The following is a 22,777-nucleotide window of genomic DNA, read 5'->3' as shown; positions in this document are numbered from 1 at the left end:
AGGCGGAAATGAAAGGTGTTTATCCTTCAGAAAATGGCATTATGATTTATCGGTTAACAGTTTATCTGGGTTAGGGACAAAATTCAAAAATGACTCAAAGTTTTCCAGATACTCCTGCTGGTTTAACCGGTAATAAAACGCGCCTTTTTTTGATGACTGCTTATCCTTTTCATCAAGCTTAATTAACAAACCGGTTGACAAAACCTTACGGCTGAAATTACGATCGTCAAACTTGGCTTGATAAATACCCTCATAAAGTGCCTGCAATTGCGGTACAGTAAATTTATCGGGCAACAGGTTAAACAAAATTGGATGCAGCGCAGCCTTATAACGCAATTGTTTTTTTGCCATTCGCAGCATTTCTTCGTGGTCAAAAATTAAAGGCGGCACTTCTGTCAGTAAAAACCATTCGGCATGGTATTCCTCATTCAACTGCTTTTCGTATTTATGAATGTCAATTAAAGCAAAGTATGCTACAGAGAGTGTACGCTCTACTGGGTCACGATCGGGTTTGCCAAAAACATGCATTTGTTCCAGGTAAATATCTTTAAGCCCTGTGCGCAGTTCAAGTACCCGGTTGGCTGCATTGTCAGGTGTTTCATCGGGTTGTAAAAAGCCGCCCATCATACTCCATTTACCTTTATGCGGATCAATGGCTCGTTTAACCAGGAGTAATTTAATGTTGTTTCCGTCGAAGCCAAAAACAATGCAGTCTACAGCGACGAGCATTCTTTTTTGGCCAGTGTATTTTTGCATAATTGTAAGTTAGTAGGTTTAAGTATTTAAAGATTATTCTTCTATAACAAATTCTTTTTTAAGCCTGATATCTTCTGATGAGCTGCCGATCATTACCTCAAAGGCTCCGGGTTCAACAGTCCAGTTCATGTTTTTATCCAGCAGGGCCATATCATCAGGATGAATTACAAAGTTTACCGTTTTGGTTTCGCCGGGGGCAAGGGTTATGCGTTCAAAACCACGCAGGTCATATTCGTATGTAGTAACACTGCTTACCTTATCTTTCAGGTATAGTTGTACTACTTCATCACCCTTTACCTTGCCTGTATTGGTTACATCAACACTTACGCTGATATCAGCCTGGTTTTGGGCTTTGTCCGGTGATACCTGTAAGTTTTTATATTCGAAGGTGGTATAGCTTAAACCATAGCCAAATGGATAAAGCGCCCCGTTAACGCTGGTTTTACCGTAGCCATTAGGGCCCGATGTTGGCTGGTTAGCCTGTGAAGCTGGCTTGAAAGGAAAGTTAAACTCGATTTGGCCAACGGTTTTTGGAAACGTAATAGGGAGTTTGCCGCCAGGGTTGTTGTCGCCAAATAAAGTTTCGGCTATTACCCTTCCGCTTTCCGGACCTGGGAACCATGCCTCTAAAATAGCAGGTACAAAACGGTTTTCCCAATTGATGGTAAGCGGCTGCCCGTTAATCATTACCATTACAACAGGTTTGCCTGTTGCCTGCAATGCCTGTATCAGCTTAAGCTGGCGGCCGGGTAGGTTAAGCCCTGTACGCGATAAGCTTTCGCCTACGCGTTTAGCGTCTTCGCCTACAACGGCTATCACCACATCAGCCTGTTTCGCTTTTTCAACAGCTTCGTTAATGTCTGCCTGTTCTTTATCAGTAAGCGGCGTTTCAATAATTTCACTTTCGGGCCAGGTAGCATCTATAATATCGCAGCCTTTAGCATAGTTTACATTGGTGCCTTTACTCACATAGTTTTTTATACCATCAAGTACATTAGTAACCGGGTTGTGCGATGGCCCGTACCTGCTGATGGCATAGTTGGTTTCTGTAGCTAAAGGACCGGTTACCAATATATTTTTAAGATTAGCCTTATTAAGCGGAAGCAGGTTATTGGCATTTTTAAGCAATACCATGCTTTCGCGATCCATTTGTATGCTGAATTGTTTATCGGCATCAGTATGCACGATTTTATCAGCTGCTTTCGGATCAGCAACATATGGCTGATCAAACAAACCTAATTTGAATTTTACACGCAGTACATCTGCCACACGTGCATCAATGGTTTTCATAGATAGCTTCCCCTCTTTTATTAATTCGCGCAAAGGCATAATAAAAGTTTGCGGCATGGTGAAATTGGTACGTACGTTAAGCCCGGCTTCTACTACCTGGCGCACCGCCTCTTTGTAATCCGCGGCAACATGATGTTTGCTGAAAAGATATTCAGCCGCCTCACTGTCAGAAACCACATATCCGTTAAATCCAAATTTTTCGCGCAGCAGTTCGGTCAGGAAAAAGTGGCTGCCGGTTACAGGTACGCCATCCCAGTCGTTATAGCTACTCATTACCCCAAGCGGATGTGCCTCTTGTATCACCCTGCGAAATGGGTACAGGTATAGCTGATACATTTCGCGTGGTGCCACATGCGGATCGGTACGGGTATTGCCATCGCGGCCGCCTTTTGGCACGCTGTAAACTGCAAAGTGCTTTAATGTGGAAGCAACGCCCTCTTCCTGTATGCCAAGTGTCATTTGCTTACCTAACTCAGCAATATGGAAAGGATCCTCGCCATAACATTCAACCACACGTCCCCAGCGCTGGTCGCGGGCGGGGTCAAGTATCGGAGCGTAAACGTTGGTATAGCCTAATGCCTTTGCTTCACGGCCTACAATTTGTCCGGCTTTGCGTACCAGTTGCTTGTCCCAGGTGCTGCCAATACCAATTGGGGCAGGCAGGGGAGTGGCTCGGTCATGGTTGAGGCCGTGGATACCTTCATTAGTGAAGTCAACAGGGATACCCATCCGTGTTTGCTCAACAAACCACTTCTGAATGGTATTTATTGCCGAAGCATGTTTGCTGAACGGATATGAATATTGTGAAGTTGCGTTATCTGTATAAGATGTTAAGCTATTTAGTTCCTCATCAATGTTGGCAATGCCATCTTTCCAAACCTCGTGTTTCCATGATTCGGTTGGCATTTCCTCTTTTAAAACCCTTTTGTAACCGTAAAGCGTAGCCATCTGACAGGTTTTTTCCTCGACGGTCATTTGCGCTAATAAGTCGGTAATACGTTTTTCCACAGGCTGCTGCGGATCTTCAAAAATGTCCTTCTTGCCATTTTTGTTGAAGTCTATCCAGCCCTTGTGGTAAATATCATGACTTTGTGCCGAAATATTTTTATAGGCGCATAAAGCCACCAGGAGTAACAGGCAGGTTTTATTTCTCATTAATAAAGGTTAACTTACAATTGAATTGCAATTTAAATCAATTTGTTAAACCTTCAAATTTATAGGACAAATAAGTGTGATTGTTACACACTGCTAAACCATAAGTATTGATTAAACGTTAGTGCTTGTTTAAGTTAATACCGTTGGAAGCAATACAGCCTTATATTTTAACTTTACGAATGGATGCCGAAAGCCAGGCGTTTTTCGATAAGCAGCGTGAACTTTATTTCCCGCGTGAGAGGAATTTCCTGAAAGCACATATTTCGCTTTTTCATCAGTTGCCTAATGATACTTTTACAAAACAGCAATTGAAAGATGTGAAGCAAGCGCCCGTTGCATTAAAAATAACAGGCATGCAAAACCTTGGAGCAGGTGTGGCTTATAAGATTGAATCAGACGCGTTACAAGATTTACACCGACAGTTGTCTGCATGTTTTAAGGATGAGTTGATCCCGCAAGACAGGCAGCGCTATCGCCCGCATATTACCATACAAAACAAGGTAACATTAGAGCAGGCAAAAGCGCTGATTGAAAAGTTGAACGCTGATTTCGAGCCTTTCGAGATTACAGGCATCGGCTTAGATTTGTGGACTTACCGCGGAGGCCCCTGGGAATTTGATGTCTTTTATCCGTTTAAGGGTTGATTATACTTTTAGTCCACCGAAAATACTGAACGCCATCACCATCAATACAAAAAGGGTGATCAGTACATACATGCGGTCTTTCTCAATAGCAAATCCAACTAATGAAAACATGATACGCAGCAATGGCGTAGCCATCAGTATGACTACACCGAGCGTAATTATTCCTTTTGCGCGGAAATGTATCACCGCCTGCCATATTGCGCTAAAACTGGTCAGCTCGGCTTTTTCACCACCAAAATGCGCGTAAGATGGAAGCAGGCTACCGCCCGACTGGATGAGGTAAAGTATGCCGCCTATTAATACGATAATACTTGCTGTAACCACCCCGGCACGTAGTTGAATGCCTATTAATTGTTCAATATCCTGATCGGCAAGTAAATGCTTTGAAAATAGCTTTTTCATGAAGTTTAAAATTTATGGTTAAAACCGTTGAACATCATTTCGGCAGCAACAAATACAATGGCTACACAGAAAATGTACTTTAAAACCTTTGCATCAATTTTTGAAAGTAATTTTGACCCGGTAAATGCGCCGCCAAGTACACCTAACACAACGGGGAATGCAATACCAGCATCCATATAACCGCGTTGCAGGTAAACAATAGCACTTGCTGTAGCGGTAACACCTATCATAAAATTACTGGTGGTAGTACTTACCTTAAAGGGTATACGCATGGTTGAATCCATGGCCAATACTTTAAGAGCACCTGATCCTATCCCCAGCAATCCGGAAAATACGCCTGCCACTGTCATGATACCAAAACCAGCCCCAACGTTTTTCAGCTGATAATTAACCGGGCCTTTAGCTGTAGGGTAAGAGTTATTGAGTTTTAATTTTGCCGCGGCCGGACTGCCTTGTAGTAAAACCTCGTGGTTTTTTTTACGGATGGTCATTACCGCAGAAAATAACAAGATGATGCCGAATAGTATTGCAATGGTATTAACCGGTGTATAAACAGCCACTATTGCGCCTACAACTGCGCCTACGGTTGTTGCAATCTCTAAAAACATGCCCAGCCTTATATTAGTAATACCTTCTTTTACATAAGCGCTTGCTGCGCCCGATGAGTTGGCGATTGATGCGAGTAAAGCCGCACCTATGGCGTAGCGTATGTCAACGTGGAATACAAGGGTAAGCAGGGGAATGATGACAACACCGCCACCTAAACCGGTTAGCGAACCTACCAGCCCTGCCAGATATGCACCTGCAATTAACAGCAGGGTAAATGTTAAAATAGTCATGGCTTTTAATAATTATTGTTAAGAATATTTTTAATGATCTCTGATGCCTGTTTTTTCTTTTTACTGCGAATAGCCAGGTACAAATCCTGGTGAAGGTGATGGCTCATGGCAAAATGTGTGATGCCATGCTTTTCCCTCTGCGAAAAAAAGGCACGTATGGTTTGTGTGAAGTACTCGTATAATCCGGCTAAAACAGTATTGCCCGATGCATGCGCAATGGCCATGTGAAAGGCAATGTCAGCATCTGTACAGGCCTTTACATCTTCGTTTTCAATGGCCTTTTTACGTTTAGCTAACTGCTCGGCTATCGCCTTTAAATCATCGGCTGTGTGTTTTTCTGTGGCAAGCTGTACAATTTCTTCTTCCAGCAGGATGCGAACCGCGTTTATATCATCAAAATTTGAATTGCGCAAACGCTGCTCAATCGGAAGTTGTGCTGCCATTTGATTAACATAGGTGCCGTCGCCCTGCCTTACCTGCAAAACGCCAGTCATGGCAAGGCTTTTAATGGCTTCCCTTATAGATGAACGGCCGACATTATAAAGCTTCATCAATTCCGGCTCGGCAGGAATTTTATCCCCAACGTTGAATTTTTTGTCTTTAATGTCCTGCTTTATTTTATCAGCTACTATTTCTGACAGCTTCTCTTTTTGCATAACTAAATAATAACAATACAAACATACGATGTTTATTTAAACATCAGATGTTTAAAAAGAAAATTTACATTTTAATTGAGATCGGTAAAATGTATTTAAAGATAATAAGGTGTAAGATGGTCGATCAGCCAGGTATTATTATATCTTGATAAGTAGGTATTGATTCTTAAATGCTTACCAATGCCTAATACTATGAAGCTGCTTTTACTCTTATTCCGGATGGTAATTACTTTCATTTCATTGAGATGATTTATTATATCATCCGGTTCCTGAATTTTATATATCAGATCATACTCAAGGCCATCTATAGGTCCGTCATATTGTTTAGTGCGTGATAACTGTATACCTGCATCTTGGTAAATTTGATTTAAGTCGCTTATGAAAATATCAGATACAGGAAGTGTGTTTTTTAGACTTTTGAAGTAAAGCTTCAACTTGTTTTGATCCAATTTATACCTTTCTGTCGAGTCTCCCGGATGCCCATCGAAAGGATAGAGATGATTTAAAGAAGATTTTTTCAAATCATATCTTTTATATATTTCGGCTACTACTCTGGCTTGCAGCGGTAAATTATTTTGTTGGAAATAGTTTGAATGCTTCCCAATACTATTATTGAAGCCGCAAATATTGGCAGCTATCAGAAAGAATAACGATATGGCAGTTTTCATTTAAGGCTTCTTGCCCGAATACGATGAATAATAAACTATTTACTTCGACTTGGAAACTGTAATTACACGCGTAGGGCTAAGCGACATAGTATTAGCTGCTGTAATGTGCAGGTCGTTTTTGTTTTGGACGTATAATATCAGCTTAAATGGCTTTCCAGATAAATCCTTTGGGATATCAAGTTTGATCTCACCGCTTTGCTTAGATTTTACAGTTTTAAAAACACGCACCACATTTATATGGCTTAGCGTTGCGCCTTTATTTTCACCGGCGCTGATGCGGTCGGTTGCATGATCTTGTACAAGAGCTACATTAACCAGGTCGTTGTCATCAACAGAATGTAGTTTGTAAGTTGCGGTTAAGGCAAGGTTTTGAAAGGATGCGCCTACACTAATCGCATTCTCCGGCATTATTTTAAGAGAAGCGTTGATCAGGTTGTGTAGCGTTCCGCTTTGTGAGCCTATTAACTCCTTTTTGCCATTTACAATAGCCTGTGGTGTGTAGGCTTGCGCATTTAGTTGTTTGGCATAAGCCTTTTGTCGGTCTGTATAGTCTGGGTTGCTGTATGGGTCTTTCCAGCCCAGTTTGTCCCAGTAATCCACATGAAAACTTAGCAGGTAAACAGGCTTGCCTGCGTACTCTTTTGCCAGTCGTGCCAAAGCTTCATCTGCCGGTGGGCAACTCGAGCAACCTTCAGAAGTAAATAGTTCTACCACTGCAGCACCCATTAATACGATCTGTTTGCGTGGTGCTGCAGGTTTAAATGAGGCACTTAGAAATAGGCTGGCGATTGCCGCAGTAATAATTAAGTTTTTCATGGTGAATAAGTCTCCTGATTGAAGTTACTTATTTACACTTAAAACTTTACGATAATAAGCCGTTGCGTTCGAAATATTTCTGTATAGTGTCCGGATAAGTCATCAGGAAAGTATTGATGCCTAATTGCTTAGCCGACTCAAGATGCTGCGGGCTGTCGTCGATAAACAAAGTTTCTTCCGGTTTAAGGCCATTTTCATCAAGTACCTGTTTAAATATTTCAGGTTCGGGTTTGCGTTTACCCACCAGGTGCGAGTAATAGGTTTTCTCGAAAAGATGGTCGTTGCCATCAAAATCAAATTCGCGCTTCAGGTAATCCATTATCCATGTGTAATGAATTTCGTTGATGTTGCTTAACAAAAAGATGCGGTACCTATCTTTCAACTTCAGCAACAAATCATGATTACCCTCAGCAATACCTATCAAAATGCTGTTCCAGGCGGCATCAATTTGCAGATCACTCAGGTTTGGATTATCTGTAATTTCACGGATATGCTTGCGGAATTGTTCGGCAGATACTTTTCCGCGGTCAAAATCATCAAAAATAGGATCCTGTTTCAGGTGCCCGAAAAAGTCAGCTACATTGCTGACCCCCAATTCTTTAAAAGAATTTTGTACGCGGGCAAAATCAATAGAGAAGATTACGTTGCCATAATCAAAGATGATATTTTTAATGTTTTGCATATTGTGTTTGGGTAATTCGACGCAAATATGTAAAATTGCACCCGGAAAACGCAAGTTTTTCAACCGCGCCTATAGCTCAGTCGGTTAGAGTAGAAGACTCATAATCTTTTGGTCCCTGGTTCGAGCCCAGGTGGGCGCACGAAACGGTAAATACGCCGGTATAAAACCCTCTAAATCAGCGATTTAGAGGGTTTTGTCATTAATTATCCTTTCCAACCCTCTGTAAAGCCAAGGTTCTCGTTACCTATCCGACTACCTGTTTTTTGTTTTTAACTTAGGTAACGCAATTCGATTCAAGTTGCTGAAATACATTGAGTTACGGATGAAAAAGTTGTTCAAGCAGCTGTTTTAAATTGTGTTTGTGTTACCTGTGTTTACCTCAAAAAATGGGATGAAGTATGAAACATTTAAACTCAAAAATTTAATTTATGCAAACATCACAGTCGAAGTGTTCCTCTGGAACCATAAACCCAAAGATCACCAGAAGCCTCTTAATAACAACGGCGTTATGAAACACATCATTCGTCTTAAAAAGATGGTAAATCTTGCGCTGAATTTACAGTGGATAAACAATGATCCTTTCGCAACTTACAAATTGAAAATCAAAAAGTGAACAGGGAACAATTATCCGAATTGGAACTGAACGTCCTTCTTGGTGTGGACAGCTGTTTTGTTGGTAGATTCAGATTTCTGGGTTGTTTGAGGACTAGCAAATGTGGTACTTATACCTAAAAAAGTAATCGCAAATAAACTAAGTATCTTTTTCATATTTTAAGGTTTTTAATAAATACGGCATTAATTCGATTAAGGACATGATCGGAAAATAGATGGATCAATTGTTATTTTTTATAAGTAGGAAAAGTAGCTATAACCTTGCCAATTACAGATTTAATGGGGATAAATCCAATGTGTCTGGAGTCAATGGAGTTGTCCGATTGTCTCCAAGAACAAAAAAAAGATTAATCCCAAAAGCAGCCATAAAAGGCGCTAAAAGCATACCCACTAAAAACCAAAATCATCATTTTACCAACCCGGCTGGGTAAGAAGTTATATCGCTTCTTAAAAGCCGATGTGAAATGATGCGCATTTTTGTAACCCACCATTTCTGATACCTCACTAACCGTTTTTCCTTCTTTTAATAATTGGTAAGCCGAATTCATTCGTAACTCGGACAGGTAACCAAATACAGTATGCCCAAAAAGCTCTTTAAAACCTTTCTTCAGTTTAAAATCATTCAGCCCTGTTTTGCGGGCAAGTTCAATGAGGGAGCAAGGGGTCTGGAGGTTTTGCGCTACAAGATTTTTGGCTTCCTCCAACCTCGAAATATCTTCTTTACTAAAGTTGCCGGGCGAGAGTGGTTTGCTTTCCAGCCTTTCTAATTGCAACGACAACAGCTCCAATATTTTGGCTTCGAGAAAAATCCTTCGGATGTAATCCGGCTGATCAGCTTGTATCATTTCTTTGATCAGTACTTTAAACCGGCCGTCGTAGTATTCGTCAGTGGTTACCAAAGTAAACGGCTCCGGACCACCGCCTTCAAAATTAAAGGACATAACCTGTTTGCCTAATAATTTACGGATGAAGCGCTGGGTAAGGCATATGGTAAATACTTCGGCGGGGCCGTTTACCATTAAATCCGTATTTAAGGCCGAGCAATAAAAGGTATGATACCAGCCCTTTTGTAACTTAAGTTCTATATCCTCCGCGTTTGATTTTACTACCAAATCACCATCCGATACAAAATTCATCACCCAGCAAAAACTATCGCACTGTAATGTCATTGCCAAAGTGGCATTCGCATTAAAGCAGCTGTTTAACAAACAGACGCCTTCAAACCATAATTCTTCGATTTTTAAGTTTCCCAACTCAGCTGCCGCAGATGTGGTACGATGTTCTATAGGTATAGTTCCGATGAATTCCTTGGGATAAACCAAATGAAGTTGTGATTGCCGATAAAGCTGTGAGGTAAAGATGATTTTCATAAAATCCGTTTCGCGTTGTATTAAATCCGTTTTGCGTTAACTGCCAAACGTATGATTCGCACAAATTTGCATTATTGTTTTTAATTAGTCTAAATAAATGAAAGAAAAAATTATCTGTGTGTTGATGCTAATCTCAATAAAGATGAGCGCACAACAGATAGATACTGCTGCAAGGGATACCGGCAAAGCGAAAAAATTAAAAGAAGTTATCGTAACTGCCACCCGGTCGGCAAAAGATTTAATGACGGTACCAATGCCTGTCAGCACGATCAGTAATAAAGAAATAAAAAACAGGGGATTAGTAAGATTGGACGAAATATTAAACGAACAAACCGGCTTGTCGGTATTACCGGATGCACATGGCCAGGGAATCCAGATCCAGGGTTTCAGCGCTGATTACACCATGATTATGCTGGATGGGCTTCCCATCATCGGCCGCACTACCGGAATATTAGACCTTGCCCGCATTACCACGAACGGCATTGATCGTATCGAAGTGGTAAAAGGCCCGGTATCTTCATTATATGGCAGCGAGGCAATGGCCGGTGTGATTAACCTCATATCGGCAACGCCACCATTGGGTGCGTCTGCTTCTCTAGCAACGCGTTATGGTACCAATAAAAATGCCGATGTCTCTTTAAACGCGGCTTATGCCACACCAAGGTTATCCATAGCCGGCTTTATTAACCGTAACAGCAGCGGTGGCTATTCGCTGATCCCATCTTCGGGAAGCCCGACAGTCTCCCCTTTTTATGGCTATACCGTAAATGGAAGAATCACCTATCAACTCACACCTCATACTGATTTGCGTTTACTGGTAAGGAATTACACCAACACGACAGATAACAATTATCGGGTAGACAGCGGGCAAGTAGCAGGCAGCGGGACAGAGCATAACTTTAGTATTTCGCCATATATCACCCATCTTTTTTCTGAAAAATTTGCTGGTGAATTAAGGCTATACCGGTCTACCTATCAAACTACTTCGCTGCTTAATTATACTACTACGAACGCGATTTATGATGAAACTTATTTTAACCAGGCTTTTAACAGGGCCGAAGTACAAAGCGATTACCGGGTTTACGCTAAGCTCAAATTAACATCAGGCGCTGGCGCCCAATACGAGACGGTGAATGCTACCCGGTATGATGCCAAACAGTCATTCACCTCGGGATATGCTTACGGACAAGGCGATTGGACACCTATTAAAAAGCTGAACGTGATTGCCGGCGGGCGCTTTGATGCACACAGCGTTTACCGGTCACAATTCAGTCCTAAACTGGCGTTAAGCTATCAGTTATCAGATAAGTTCGTGATTCTTGGGTCAACAGGTAAAGGTTACAAAGCACCCGATTTCCGTCAGCTCTACCTCAATTTCACGAATGCGGTGGTTGGATACAGTGTGTTTGGTTACGAAGAGGCGGCCGCACAGGTAGCAAAACTCCAACAGCAGGGACAGATCCAAACTATATTGATCAATCCAAATAATCTTCAGCCTTTAAATGCCGAGAGTTCTACGGGATACAACTTAGGTTACCGTTATGGCCCGGTAAAATCATTCATGTGGACGGCTAACTTTTTTCGCAATAATATCCGGGATCTGATTGATGCGCAACCTATCGCTATCAAAACAAACGGACAATCGGTTTACTCATATTTCAACATCCACAGCGTATATACACAAGGCGCGGAAACAGACTTTAGCTATAATTTCCTGAAGCATTGGACTGTAGCAGGCGGATATCAATACCTGCAAGCTTATGATCACAATGTGCTCGACCAGATCAAGGCAGGAAAACTGTTTGGTATTGATCCCAAAACACGTGAAACCGTCAAAATAACTAAAAGCATGTATGGCGGTTTGCTAAACCGCTCAAAAAACATGGCTAATGCCCGTCTTAACTATCAGGATGATCAAACAGGCATTATTGCATCAGTAAGGGTTATTTACAGGGGCAGATACGGCTTCTCTGATCTCGATGGCAACGGCATTGTCAATCGCGACGATGAATATGTAAAAGGTTATGTGCTTTTTAATGCATCGGTATCAAAGCTATTTTATCATAACCAGATCCGGTTTCAGCTAACAGGTGAAAACCTGGGCGATTATAAACAGCCACTAACCATTAGCAACCTGCCGGGGCGATTGCTTTATGCTGGCTTCACCTATAATTTTCACAAACAATAACCATAAATCGAAACAAACAAATAAGATGAACAGACTACAGACTTTAGCATTAGGACTATTAAGCAGCTCTTTACTTTTAATGAGCGCCTGCAGCAAGAACAATGATGATAGCGTTGCGCCCGCAGCAACCTTAAAAACCAACACAGTTACAGATCTCGATGGTTCAAAAGGTAACGTTTACTACAGCCTGGCGAACAATGCAATCGTAACGGGCGCAGATACCACCGGGACAAAATGGGATATTAAATTTTCAGGCACCAGTATTTTCGTCAACGGCGGTTCGTCCGGTACAGGTACAACACAAGCTCAGGTAGTTAGCAGCACTTTTACTGATTTAACTACTGCGCCAGCAAGCGGTTACAAGTCAGACGCAATTGGTGCAGCAGCCATTACGGGCTGGTATACTTATACAGCGACCACAGCACCCCAGCATGCTATTTTAATGGTTCCCGGTAAAATTATCGTGGTGAAAACCAGTTCGGGTAATTATGCCAAAATAGAAATGAAAAGCTATTACAAAGGCAACCCTGATACTACCACGCCAGCCTTTGCCGATTTAACTACCAGGCCGGCGTCAAGAATTTACACTTTCCGTTATGCTTACCAGTCAAATGGTACCACCAGTTTACAATAGTCAATTTGAAAAGTATCAGAATAGTTGGTTCATGTTCCGTAAACCGCGAGGGTGGCGGAGCATTTAAATTTCTAAAACATGAAAGTAAAAAATACTAAATACTTGTTATTTAGCTTCATCATATGGATGATGAGCTATGCGCCGCGAGCCAGGGCACAAGTATCGCCCAAAATTGTATCAGTAAATGGTACCGTGAGCGAAATATTGGCAGGCATTGGTATGGAAAGCAATATTATTGGTACCGATATTACCAGTAATTATCCTGCCAGCCTGAAAAGTAAACCTAAAGTAGGACATAACCGCAACCTGAGTGCTGAAGGCATTTTGACCCTGCAACCGGATGTGGTAACGGGCTTATCAAGTGAATTAAAGCCCGAACTGGTATCGCAACTTAAAAGTGCAGGCATTAAACTGGTTTTGTTTACGCAAATCTATTCTGCCGATGGCACTCGTAAGCTAATTAAAGAAGTAGCGGCCGCTTTTGGCAGACCGCAAAAGGCTGATCCGCTGATTAAGCAATTAAACAGCGACCTGGCTGCAGCTGCAAAAGTTAAAAAGGTTGGTAAACCCAAAGTATTGTTCATTTATGCCCGTGGCACCGGTACCATGATGGTGGCTGGCGAAGGCACACAAATGCAGCAAATTATTGAGATGGCGGGTGGCATTAATGCGGTTACCGGCTTCAAAGATTTTAAGCCCCTAACGCCCGAAGCTTTAGTTGCGGCTAATCCGGATGTGATCTTATTATTCAGCAGTGGCATGGATAGTTTGGGTGGTGCAATGGGTTTACTAAATGTACAAGGTGTAGCGCAAACCAATGCAGGTAAAAACAAGCGGTTTATAACGATGGATGGCGAACTGGTGAGCAGCTTTGGCCCGAGGTTAGGATTAGCGGTTGGTGAACTGGCACAGAAAATCAACTAATGGTTCTTAAAAATCACAGCTACATACTGTTTGGTTTATCGGTGTTGCTAGTGCTGGTTGTTATCGCTTCGATATGCATTGGAGCCGTACACATCCAGGTTCATCAACTCTGGTCGATGATCAGTTATCATACCGGCTTAAGCCATAAGGCCGGGTTTACATCGCAGCAACTGGCTGTAATGCTTAACCTGCGATTGCCAAGAGTATTATCGGGTGTGTTGATCGGTGCGGCGCTGGCCATTGCAGGTGCAGCAATCCAGGGTTTATTTCGTAACCCATTGGCTGAGCCGGGGCTGATCGGCATTTCATCCGGGGCTACATTATTTGCTGCCTTAACCATAGTATTCGGGGGGAAACTGTTAACCATGATCGGTAGTACCTACAGTTATTACATGCTATCGGTAGCGGCATTTTCAGGGGCATTGGTTACAGCTTTGGCCGTTTATAAACTGGCGATGCGCAAAGGGCGCACCATGATTACCGCCTTACTGCTAACAGGTATCGCTATTAATGCGCTGGCTTTTTCTTTTACAGGCTTGCTGACCTATATCTCAACTGATGAGCAACTTCGAAATCTTACCTTTTGGAGTTTAGGAAGTTTAGGTGGCTCAAGCTGGCTTTCGGTTGGCAGTATATTGCCTTTTATTGCAATACCGGTTCTGGTATTACCCTTTATGGGCAAGTCGCTAAATGCCATAGCCCTTGGTGAAACACAAGCCGGGCACATGGGCTTCAACGTTAATAATATAAAGCGTGTAGTACTTTTATTGGCTACCATGTCTGTAGGAGCGTCAGTGGCCGTTGCCGGTATCATCAGCTTTGTAGGCCTCGTCGTGCCGCATATCATCCGCATAGGCTTTGGCGCCGATAACAGACTGGTTATACCCGGCTCTGCTATCCTGGGAGCGGCCATGCTCACCCTTGCTGATCTGGTATCACGCACCCTGGTAGCACCTGCAGAATTACCCATCGGTATTGTTACTGCATTGGCAGGTTCCCCGGTATTTATTTATATGATCAGCGCACAAATTAAAAAACAACAGGTATGATCAAGGTTAACCATGTTTCTTATTTCGCTGGAAAGAAGGAGATCTTAAGTAATGTTTCGTTCGAAGTGAAGCAAGGCAAGATCATGGCAATTATAGGTGCCAATGGTGCAGGTAAAAGTACCCTGCTCAAATTACTTTGTAACGAGATGCGGCCGTCATCCGGGAAAATTCAGTTTAATGGTAAGAATCTGGACGATTATCCTTTAAAGGAGCTTGCTCGCAAACGGTCTGTGTTAACACAGCATAACACCATCAGTCTTTCATTCACCGTTAAAGAGATCGTATTAATGGGCAGGTACCCGCACTTTGATGGACAACCGACCGAGCACGATATACAAGTGGTGATGGAAGCTATGCAGGCTACAGGAATCACCATAATGGCCGGGCGAACCTATGAAACCCTGTCAGGTGGCGAGCAGCAACGTGTGCAGTTGGCTCGCGTCATTGCACAGATACAGGATGTACCAAATGGCTGGCTTTTGTTGGATGAACCAACAAATGGCCTCGATCTGCTGCACCAGCAACAATTATTGACTCAGGCAAGGGCTATGGCTGATCGGGGATATGGCGTAATCTGTATTCTTCATGACATCAATCTGGCCGCTGCCTATGCCGATCAGATCATGATCCTGAAACAAGGGAAAGTTCAGGCTCTCGGTAGACCCCAACAGGTGGTGACCTGCGAAAACATACACAATGCCTTTGGCATCAGGGTGCAACTGATGAATAATGAAAACTTTAATTGCCCGCTGGTCATCACTGCCGGGCGATTTAATTACAACACTTAAACTAAAACGACATGGAAAGTACGATACAAACGATAAAAGCGCAATGGGATGCTTTTAAAGAACAAAATCCTAAGGTTCGGATCCGCGACGCGGCAAAACAATTAGGTATGAGCGAAGCGGAATTGTTAAATACAGGTATTGACGTAAACGTGATCAGGCTGAATGATCGTTTTCCCGAACTGCTGAAAGAAATAAACACTTTAGGCAAGGTAATGGCCCTGACCCGTAACGACTATTGCGTACATGAGCGAAAAGGCATCTACAAGAAAGCCTCTTTTAACGGCCATGTTGGTCTGGTGGTTACGCCCGATATCGATCTACGTTTATTTATGAACTATTGGGCTTTTGGCTTTGCCGTTAACGAGTCGGACCGCTATAGTCTGCAATTCTTTGATAAAAGCGGCGAGGCGGTGCACAAAATTTATTTGATTGAGGAAAGCGATCAACAAGCTTACCATAATTTGGTAAAAAAATATACAGCAAATGATCAGCAGGAAACGTTAACGGCATTGCCAGCGTCTGCCCCTGTAGCCGAACTACCTGATCACGAGATCAACGTTAATGAGTTTCAGGAAAGTTGGAAAGCATTGCAGGATACGCATGATTTTCATCCCTTATTAAAAAAGCATCAACTCACCCGCACGCAAGCCCTGCGTTTGGCACCAGAGGGATACGCGTTCAGATTAGAGTTAAGTACATTAAAGACCATTCTTGAGAACGCAGCTGCAAGCGGACAAGAAATCATGGTTTTTACCGGCAGTCCGGGTTGCATCCAGATCCATACCGGCCCAATTGTAAAATTGGTAGAAACAGGTCCCTGGTTTAATGTACTTGATCCTGATTTCAATATGCATTTGCGCATGGATGGCATAAATGCCGTTTGGCTGGTTAAAAAGCCGACTATTGATGGCTGGGTACATAGTATCGAAGTATTTGATAAAGATGGTAATACTATCGTCCAGTTTTTTGGTAAGCGTAAGCCCGGCATTCCTGAAAGCGAAGGATGGAGAACCCTGCTTACAGACAGCACTGCTATCATTTAAATTAAAAAAGTCCTGGTTACCTGTGGCATAGCTAATAAGCGCCACAGGTAATGCAGGCGACAAATCAAGTCAAACAATGAGTGGCTTATGTTAAAATGAAATATGGAAAGCAAGCGTATCTAATTAACAAATGCCTGATCACTTGAATTGCACCCGAAAAGTTGACGATTCCTGCTTCATCTGTGCCCTGCATACTGGCACTTAGTTGTTTTAATTCAGATCCTGTTATTCGGCTTTGTTTTTCATCATCATTAATAACGAATACGCACCTTTAGTCACGAAAACAGCGTTCGAGGTCATGTCTTTTGTCGGCGAAAGGATTTCTGTAAACCCATTTTCACTTTCACCGGTATTTACCGGAGTCATCTCAAACTGACGGTTCCCAATAACTTTATAGATATACTGTTCGCCCTCAAACTGCACAATGGCTTCGTTGCTTATGGCATAAGCCCGAGTATTTCTGACCTGTATGTCGGCATTCATATAGGTACCGGGCACCAGTGTTTTGTCATAATTTTCAAAATGACAGTGTACATCCGCGTTTCTGTCGCCAGAAAGATCACGGCCGATCAGTAATATCTCGGCATTATGCTTTTTTTCAGGCTGATTGTTGGTATAGGCCACCAGCTTTTGACCGATGTATAATTTATCCAGATCCTTCTCGTACACTTTCAGCGCCAGGTGAATATCTGTAGGGTTAACCAGTTCAAAGAGTACTTCAGTAGGGGATACGTATTTGCCGATATTAACATTGACCTTAGATACAAAGCCGCTGATCGGCGAATAAATATTCACACTCCGCGATATTTTTCCTGCACTGATGTTTCGTGCGTTGATCCCGATAAGCTGTAGTTTCTCGGCTAAAGAACTGATTAAAACCTGCTGGCTCCTGTATTCGGCTTCGGCTTGCTGAAAAACTTTGTCGCTGCTGGCTTTACTCTGGTTAAGGTCTCTTTGACGGTTATATTCATTTTCAAGGTAGCCTATCCTGGCTTTCGCGGTCAGGTAATCCTGTTGTAACTGGATGTATTGCTGATCTTCGATAATCGCAATTGCTTCGCCCTTGTTCACGTGCATGCCCGGTAACAATTTGGTGGATTTTAAATATCCGCCTAAAGGCACACTGATGGAAACCATGTTTTGCGGCGGGACATCAATCTTACCGTTGAGTTTTAATATGGACGATATTTCCTTTTGCCCGATCTTACCGGTGCTGATAGCCGCATTTTCCAACTGTGCGGCTGTAAGCGTTACGATATTAGGATTGCCTGTCTTGTCCGTTGTTGCTGTTGACGGTTTTTTATCGCCGCAGGCGGATAAGGTTAGCACGATTGCCGATAAATATATGATGGATTTCATGGTCTGAATTTTTAGTTATTGGAAAAATAGTTAAGTTGTATGACCGCTTCGTTGAGATTGCGAACAGCCTCCAGGTAATCATTTTTGATCGCGATGGCCTGGTTAACCAGTTGTACCCACTCCAGGTAGTTGATATTGCCGGCCGCAATTTGCTGATTGGCCGTATTGGTAATCAGTTCGGCATTTTTTAAGGGTTTGCCTTCAAAATAGGATACCGCCCGAAGATATTTTTGGTATTGGAGGTCTGCCGCCCGGTAAGCCGATGTTATGTTTTGTACCGTTAGCGCAAGATTACTCTCTGCCAGCTGTTTGTTCACGCGGGCGCTGCTGATCCTGGCTTTTTGGGCACCGGCGAAAATGGGGATACCAATGCCCACCTGCACCGAATTAAACCGGTTCGCGCCATTATAAAGCTTGTTATCAGCTCCGATACCCTTTATACTGGTATTATTATAGCCGATGGTCAGGTCAGGTAAAAGCCTGCTTTTTTCAACGCGGATCGCGGCATCCGCAATTTGCTGTTGCTGTGCTATTAATTTTACCGCCGGGTGTTCCTTTAAATTAAGGCTGTCATCCATAGCAATCAGACTTAATTTATGACTGGCGCCGGTTGTTGTGAACACTTTCGTAGAATTCAGCAACAGTTGGAACTGCAATTGCAAAAGGGCTTCATCTTCTTTCAACTGGTTCAATTGCATTTGTACCTGCCCCAGCAAGGTTTCGGCGCTGGTTTTCTCCAGTATATTGGTTTCGCCTTTAGCCAGCCGCAACTCAGCCTTTTTATAAAACCCCAGGTACAGGCTATCGGTATGCTTTAGTAGCTGCTTTTTTTGTTCTGTATAAACCAGCGCATAGTACACCTGGCTCACTTGCTTTTTTAACTGCGCTTCATTGACGGCAGCGCTCAATACACTGTTTTTCCAATCGGCTTTTAAAAGTTCCTTTTGCCTGCTGTAAACCGTAGGAAAGTTGAATGCTTGTGATAGGCCAAACTTAGTGTCCGTATAGCTACTGTTAATCTGCCCCGCCTCGCCAAACAGGGTGGCTTGCGATATGTTAGCCGATGTGCCCATCAGCATTTGCTGGTATTTTGCCTTTAACTGCTCATGTTTCGCCTGCAAATTGTTTTTCAAGGCAGTATCAATAGCAGCTTTAAGTGTAATTGGTGTTTGCGCGTTGGATGCCTGGCCTATCATAGTCAGCAGAAAAATGGACAGCATGGTGGTTGTTTTTTTGCCCAGTACCATCTTAAACCCTTTTTCAAACATGATGTACAAAACGGGCAATACGAATAAAGTCAGAAAAGTGGCAATCAGCAGCCCGCCTATCACTACTGTAGCCAAAGGCCTTTGCACTTCGGCGCCTGCACCGTTACTGATAGCCATAGGGAAAAATCCCAGCGAGGCTACAAATGCGGTCATGAGTACCGGCCTTAGCCTTACTTTGGTACCCATTAACACGATACGTTTCAAATCGGTCATCCCTTCTTTTTTTAACTGATTAAACTCAGAGATCAATACAATGCCGTTAAGCACGGCTACGCCAAACAAAGCAATGAAGCCCACACCTGCACTTATACTGAATGGCATGCCCCGCAGGGCCAGGAAAAGGATACCCCCGATGGCTGACAAAGGAATTGCGGAGTAGATCAGTAATCCCTGCCTGATGGAGTTAAAAGCGAAGTACAGCAGTAAAAAAATAAGCAGTAGCGAAACCGGCACCGCGATCATCAGGCGCTGTTTGGCAGCATTAAGGTTTTCAAAGGCACCACCGTAGGTTACATAGTACCCCGCCGGGAATTTAAGTTGCTGATCCACCCTGGCCTGCAACTCGTTTACAATGGTTTGTACATCCCTGCCGCGAACATTAAATCCCACTACAATACGGCGTTTAGCATCCTCCCGCTGTATCTGGTTGGGCCCATCTTTGATCTGCACGTCGGCCAATTGATACAAAGGGACTTGCGTACCTCCCGGTGTCGGGATCAGTAAATTTTGAATATCCTTCAGATCTTTTTTCTGTTCACCGCTTATCCTGACCACTACGTCAAAGCGCTTTTCGCCTTCAAACACGGTTCCGGTGCTTTGCCCGGCCAGCGCCGTGTTAACCACTTTGTTAATATCGGTGATATTGAGGTTGTACTGTGCTATGGCGCTGCGATTATAATTAATGATGATCTGCGGCATACCCGCAACTGCCTCCACATATAGGTTTTTAGCACCCTCAACCGTATTGATGATCTTACCCAGCTTGTTGGCATAAACCGCAAGGGTATCAAGGTCTTCGCCGAATATTTTACAAACTACATCCTGGCGTGCGCCGGTCATCAGCTCGTTAAAGCGCATCTGCACCGGGAACTGGAAGCCCGCGGTAACACCCGGAACAGCCTGCAAAGCCCTGCCCATTTTTTCAGAAAGCTCATTAAAGGTTTTGGCTGATGTCCACTCATCCTTGGGTTTCAGGATCACCATCATATCGCTGGCATCCATCGGCATAGGGTCGGTGGGCACCTCGCCACTGCCAATTTTGGTGACCACTTTTTCTACTTCAGGGAACTGTGTTTTTAAGATATGGGCTGCTTTTTGGGTATTAGTGATAGTTGTATGCAGACTGCTGCCCGTTAGTACGCGGGTATCAACGGCAAAATCACCTTCTTCCAGCGCCGGGATAAACTCGCCGCCTAGTGTGGTTAAAACATAGGCCGAAAATAGGAACAGGCCGATAACAGCTAACAATACGATTTTCGGAAAAGCGATGATACGGTTAAGGCCTGACTGGTATGCTTTTTCTACTTTAGCCATCAGCCTGTCTGAAATGTTCGGTTGGTGCTTTATCTTCTTGCTCAGAAAGACTGCACTCATCATAGGGATTATAGGTAAGAGATAAAATAAAAGCGCCCAATAAAGCAAATGCTACCGTTTGTGCCATAGGCTTAAACATTTTACCTTCAATGCCCTGTAAAGTGAAGATAGGCAGATACACCACCAGGATAATGATCTGGCCAAATACGGCGCTGTTCATCATCTTGCTGGCAGCGCTGTTTACCTCCTTGTCCATATCATCCTGTTCCAGGGTTCCAATACTTTTAAATTGTTTACTGTGGCTAAGCGTGTGCATAACCGCTTCTACAATAATAACGGCCCCGTCTACAATCAAACCAAAATCCAGCGCCCCCAGGCTCATCAGGTTACCGCTTACGCCAAACAGGTTCATCATGATGATGGCAAACAACATGGCCAGTGGAATTACGGAAGCGACGAGCAACCCGGCCCTGAAATTGCCGAGGAACAATACCAGCACAAATACCACAATCAGTGCGCCTTCCAGCAGGTTATGCTCTACCGTACCGATCGCATTGTTCACCATTTTGGTCCGGTCCAGGAATGGCTCGATCACCACGCCTTCGGGCATGGTTTTCTGGATCTGTACGATGCGCGCCTTTACATTTTTAATCACTTCGCTGCTGTTGGCGCCTTTCAGCATCATTACCACTGCACCGGCAACTTCACCTTCGTCATTATAACACATCGCACCAAACCGGGTAGCGTAGCCTATTTTAACATCAGCTACGTCTCTGATAAAAATAGGTGATCCGCCGGTGGTGGTTTTGATCACCGTATTATTGATGTCTTCTATACTACCGATCAATCCCTGGCTGCGGATGTAGAGCACAGTCGGTCCTTTTTCGATATAAGCACCTCCGGTGTTCTGGTTGTTATTCTCCAGTGCTTTGAATACATCGGTAATCGTCAGATTGTGCGAAAACAATTTATTAGGATCAACCTCGATGGAATATTGCTTCAGTTTGCCGCCAAAACTGCTTACCTCGGCCACGCCTTTAACACCCAGAAGCTGGCGGCGGACGATCCAGTCCTGTATGGTACGCAGGTCTGTTTCGTTGTATTTACCTGCGTAGCCTTTTTTAGGGCGCACCACATATTGATAAATTTCGCCCAGCCCTGTACTTACCGGGCCCAGCTCGGGTGTGCCGATACCGGAAGGTATCTGGCTTTGTACTTTTTGTAAACGCTCGGACACCTGCTGCCGCGCCCAATAAATATCGGTGACATCGTCAAATACGATAGTGACCAGTGAAAGGCCGAACCTGGAAAAGCTGCGGATTTCTTTAAGGCCCGAAATATTACTATTGGCCTGTTCTATGGGGTAGGTAACTAAACGTTCGATATCCGTAGCTCCGAATGACGGGGCCACGGTAATAACCTGTACCTGGTTGTTGGTTATATCAGGTACGGCATCAATGGGAAGCCTGGTAAGCTGGTAGCTTCCATAGCCAATCAGGGCAATGACAAAAAGCCCGATGATCAGCTTATTCCTTACGGAAAAAGCGATAATATGGTTTAACATAATAAGATATTGAAAATTAGTAATTCAGAAAGTACCGCGTAGCAGAAATAGCCATGCTAAGCACGATAAATAAGCTTGAAAGAAAGACTAATTAACAGAATTTTGGCGGTTGCCAAATGCCGGATAAATAAACGGAATAATTAAACCCGGAATTGAGGGGTTCTAATTTTGTTTCTGCCGAATATATCACGGGAAAGGTGAGCGCCGGTAATACTTGAGGAACCACCACCGGTGATATGGCTGCCATGCAATTATCCGCAGTTTTGAAGGGCAGCTTCATGTCTTCGCTGTAGTCTTTGTCCCTTGGGCTGCCGTGCATGTAGTGCATATCCAGAAATTGTAGGAATGAAATGCTTTTGTTTTCCTTTCGGTGTTCGGCAAAGTGTTCAAAAACCATAGGCAGCTTCAGCAACTGATGCAATTCAGTTGTCGAAAACAGGAAAACCGTTAAAAGCAATATGGCCGTGAGCTTTTTCAAACTTCACAAAAGTAACAATTAATAGTCAATTGTTTTTGATGCAGATCACAATCAAACGT

At 43.3% G+C, this 22,777-nt stretch carries 22 protein-coding genes and 1 tRNA gene; 9 read left to right on the top strand and 14 right to left on the bottom strand.

Annotated features, from left to right (window positions below):
* Window positions 1-39: 39 nt before the first annotated feature.
* Both PQ461_RS15080 and PQ461_RS15075 read right to left on the bottom strand, forming a co-directional pair.
* A complete protein-coding gene (locus PQ461_RS15080) occupies window positions 40-756 on the bottom strand; it encodes an NUDIX hydrolase (protein WP_274206361.1) in 717 nt (238 codons plus the stop codon).
* Between the two features lie 33 nt (window positions 757-789).
* Window positions 790-3,201 carry a glycoside hydrolase family 3 N-terminal domain-containing protein gene (locus PQ461_RS15075; protein WP_274206360.1) on the bottom strand — a complete coding sequence of 804 codons (2,412 nt, stop codon included), beginning with the start codon at window positions 3,199-3,201 and terminating at the stop codon, window positions 790-792.
* Between the two features lie 125 nt (window positions 3,202-3,326).
* Here PQ461_RS15075 and PQ461_RS15070 point away from each other — a divergent pair, with 125 nt between their 5' ends.
* Window positions 3,327-3,845 carry a 2'-5' RNA ligase family protein gene (locus tag PQ461_RS15070; RefSeq protein ID WP_274206359.1) on the top strand — a complete coding sequence of 173 codons (519 nt, stop codon included), beginning with the start codon at window positions 3,327-3,329 and terminating at the stop codon, window positions 3,843-3,845.
* Here PQ461_RS15070 and PQ461_RS15065 read toward each other — a convergent pair whose 3' ends face one another.
* The 6 genes from PQ461_RS15065 to PQ461_RS15040 form a co-directional block, all read right to left on the bottom strand.
* The gene (locus PQ461_RS15065) at window positions 3,846-4,247 is read right to left on the bottom strand and encodes a DUF1634 domain-containing protein (RefSeq protein ID WP_274206358.1); all 402 of its coding nucleotides are present in this window, start codon (window positions 4,245-4,247) and stop codon (window positions 3,846-3,848) included.
* A gap of 5 nt (window positions 4,248-4,252) precedes the next feature.
* Window positions 4,253-5,086, bottom strand: a complete 834-nt coding sequence (locus PQ461_RS15060; RefSeq protein ID WP_274206357.1) for a sulfite exporter TauE/SafE family protein — start codon at window positions 5,084-5,086, stop codon at window positions 4,253-4,255.
* Window positions 5,087-5,091: 5 nt separating this feature from the next.
* Window positions 5,092-5,742 (bottom strand): FadR/GntR family transcriptional regulator, encoded by a 651-nt coding sequence (locus PQ461_RS15055; RefSeq protein ID WP_274206356.1) that lies wholly within the window; start codon window positions 5,740-5,742, stop codon window positions 5,092-5,094.
* A 95-nt stretch (window positions 5,743-5,837) separates the two neighbouring features.
* The gene (locus PQ461_RS15050; RefSeq protein ID WP_274206355.1) at window positions 5,838-6,410 is read right to left on the bottom strand and encodes a hypothetical protein; all 573 of its coding nucleotides are present in this window, start codon (window positions 6,408-6,410) and stop codon (window positions 5,838-5,840) included.
* A gap of 39 nt (window positions 6,411-6,449) precedes the next feature.
* Window positions 6,450-7,226, bottom strand: a complete 777-nt coding sequence (locus PQ461_RS15045) for a DUF1223 domain-containing protein (RefSeq protein ID WP_274206354.1) — start codon at window positions 7,224-7,226, stop codon at window positions 6,450-6,452.
* Window positions 7,227-7,272: 46 nt separating this feature from the next.
* A complete protein-coding gene (locus PQ461_RS15040; protein ID WP_274206353.1) occupies window positions 7,273-7,908 on the bottom strand; it encodes an HAD family hydrolase in 636 nt (211 codons plus the stop codon).
* A gap of 65 nt (window positions 7,909-7,973) precedes the next feature.
* Between PQ461_RS15040 and PQ461_RS15035 the strand changes: the two genes are divergently transcribed.
* Together PQ461_RS15035 and PQ461_RS21165 are read left to right on the top strand one after the other, a co-directional pair.
* Window positions 7,974-8,047 (top strand) — tRNA-Ile (locus PQ461_RS15035).
* Between the two features lie 252 nt (window positions 8,048-8,299).
* Entirely contained in the window at window positions 8,300-8,521 is a 222-nt protein-coding gene (locus tag PQ461_RS21165; protein ID WP_337993473.1) for a phage integrase SAM-like domain-containing protein, read from the top strand.
* A gap of 226 nt (window positions 8,522-8,747) precedes the next feature.
* Here the strand turns inward: PQ461_RS21165 and PQ461_RS21245 are convergent, their stop codons facing one another.
* Both PQ461_RS21245 and PQ461_RS15025 read right to left on the bottom strand, forming a co-directional pair.
* Window positions 8,748-8,816 (bottom strand): hypothetical protein, encoded by a 69-nt coding sequence (locus PQ461_RS21245; protein ID WP_443192793.1) that lies wholly within the window; start codon window positions 8,814-8,816, stop codon window positions 8,748-8,750.
* A gap of 51 nt (window positions 8,817-8,867) precedes the next feature.
* Complete coding sequence (locus PQ461_RS15025) at window positions 8,868-9,890, bottom strand: helix-turn-helix transcriptional regulator (protein WP_274206351.1); 1,023 nt, start codon at window positions 9,888-9,890, stop codon at window positions 8,868-8,870.
* A 97-nt stretch (window positions 9,891-9,987) separates the two neighbouring features.
* Between PQ461_RS15025 and PQ461_RS15020 the strand changes: the two genes are divergently transcribed.
* The 6 genes from PQ461_RS15020 to PQ461_RS14995 all read left to right on the top strand — a co-directional run bounded on the left by PQ461_RS15020 (window position 9,988) and on the right by PQ461_RS14995 (window position 16,516).
* Window positions 9,988-12,078, top strand: a complete 2,091-nt coding sequence (locus PQ461_RS15020) for a TonB-dependent receptor plug domain-containing protein (protein WP_274206350.1) — start codon at window positions 9,988-9,990, stop codon at window positions 12,076-12,078.
* Between the two features lie 25 nt (window positions 12,079-12,103).
* The gene (locus PQ461_RS15015) at window positions 12,104-12,712 is read left to right on the top strand and encodes an HmuY family protein (protein ID WP_274206349.1); all 609 of its coding nucleotides are present in this window, start codon (window positions 12,104-12,106) and stop codon (window positions 12,710-12,712) included.
* A gap of 78 nt (window positions 12,713-12,790) precedes the next feature.
* Window positions 12,791-13,636, top strand: coding sequence for a heme/hemin ABC transporter substrate-binding protein (locus PQ461_RS15010; RefSeq protein WP_274206348.1), 846 nt, complete (start codon window positions 12,791-12,793; stop codon window positions 13,634-13,636).
* Window positions 13,636-14,685, top strand: coding sequence for a FecCD family ABC transporter permease (locus PQ461_RS15005; RefSeq protein ID WP_274206347.1), 1,050 nt, complete (start codon window positions 13,636-13,638; stop codon window positions 14,683-14,685). Before PQ461_RS15010 ends, PQ461_RS15005 begins: the two co-directional genes overlap by 1 nt.
* Complete coding sequence (locus PQ461_RS15000; protein WP_274206346.1) at window positions 14,682-15,473, top strand: heme ABC transporter ATP-binding protein; 792 nt, start codon at window positions 14,682-14,684, stop codon at window positions 15,471-15,473. The genes PQ461_RS15005 and PQ461_RS15000 overlap by 4 nt, the downstream gene beginning before the upstream one ends.
* Before the next feature lie 11 nt (window positions 15,474-15,484).
* Complete coding sequence (locus PQ461_RS14995; protein WP_274206345.1) at window positions 15,485-16,516, top strand: hemin-degrading factor; 1,032 nt, start codon at window positions 15,485-15,487, stop codon at window positions 16,514-16,516.
* 225 nt (window positions 16,517-16,741) lie between these two features.
* Here the strand turns inward: PQ461_RS14995 and PQ461_RS14990 are convergent, their stop codons facing one another.
* The 4 genes from PQ461_RS14990 to PQ461_RS14980 form a co-directional block, all read right to left on the bottom strand.
* Entirely contained in the window at window positions 16,742-17,875 is a 1,134-nt protein-coding gene (locus PQ461_RS14990; RefSeq protein ID WP_274206344.1) for an efflux RND transporter periplasmic adaptor subunit, read from the bottom strand.
* Between the two features lie 11 nt (window positions 17,876-17,886).
* Window positions 17,887-20,739, bottom strand: coding sequence for a CusA/CzcA family heavy metal efflux RND transporter (locus PQ461_RS14985; RefSeq protein WP_337993472.1), 2,853 nt, complete (start codon window positions 20,737-20,739; stop codon window positions 17,887-17,889).
* Entirely contained in the window at window positions 20,669-22,240 is a 1,572-nt protein-coding gene (locus PQ461_RS21160; RefSeq protein ID WP_337993471.1) for an efflux RND transporter permease subunit, read from the bottom strand. The genes PQ461_RS14985 and PQ461_RS21160 overlap by 71 nt, the downstream gene beginning before the upstream one ends.
* Before the next feature lie 91 nt (window positions 22,241-22,331).
* The gene (locus tag PQ461_RS14980; RefSeq protein ID WP_274206343.1) at window positions 22,332-22,718 is read right to left on the bottom strand and encodes a hypothetical protein; all 387 of its coding nucleotides are present in this window, start codon (window positions 22,716-22,718) and stop codon (window positions 22,332-22,334) included.
* Window positions 22,719-22,777: the final 59 nt, after the last annotated feature.

The sequence above is a fragment of the Mucilaginibacter sp. KACC 22063 genome, from assembly GCF_028736115.1.
Taxonomy (GTDB): domain Bacteria; phylum Bacteroidota; class Bacteroidia; order Sphingobacteriales; family Sphingobacteriaceae; genus Mucilaginibacter.
This window is presented reverse-complemented; position numbering and strand designations above follow the sequence as displayed.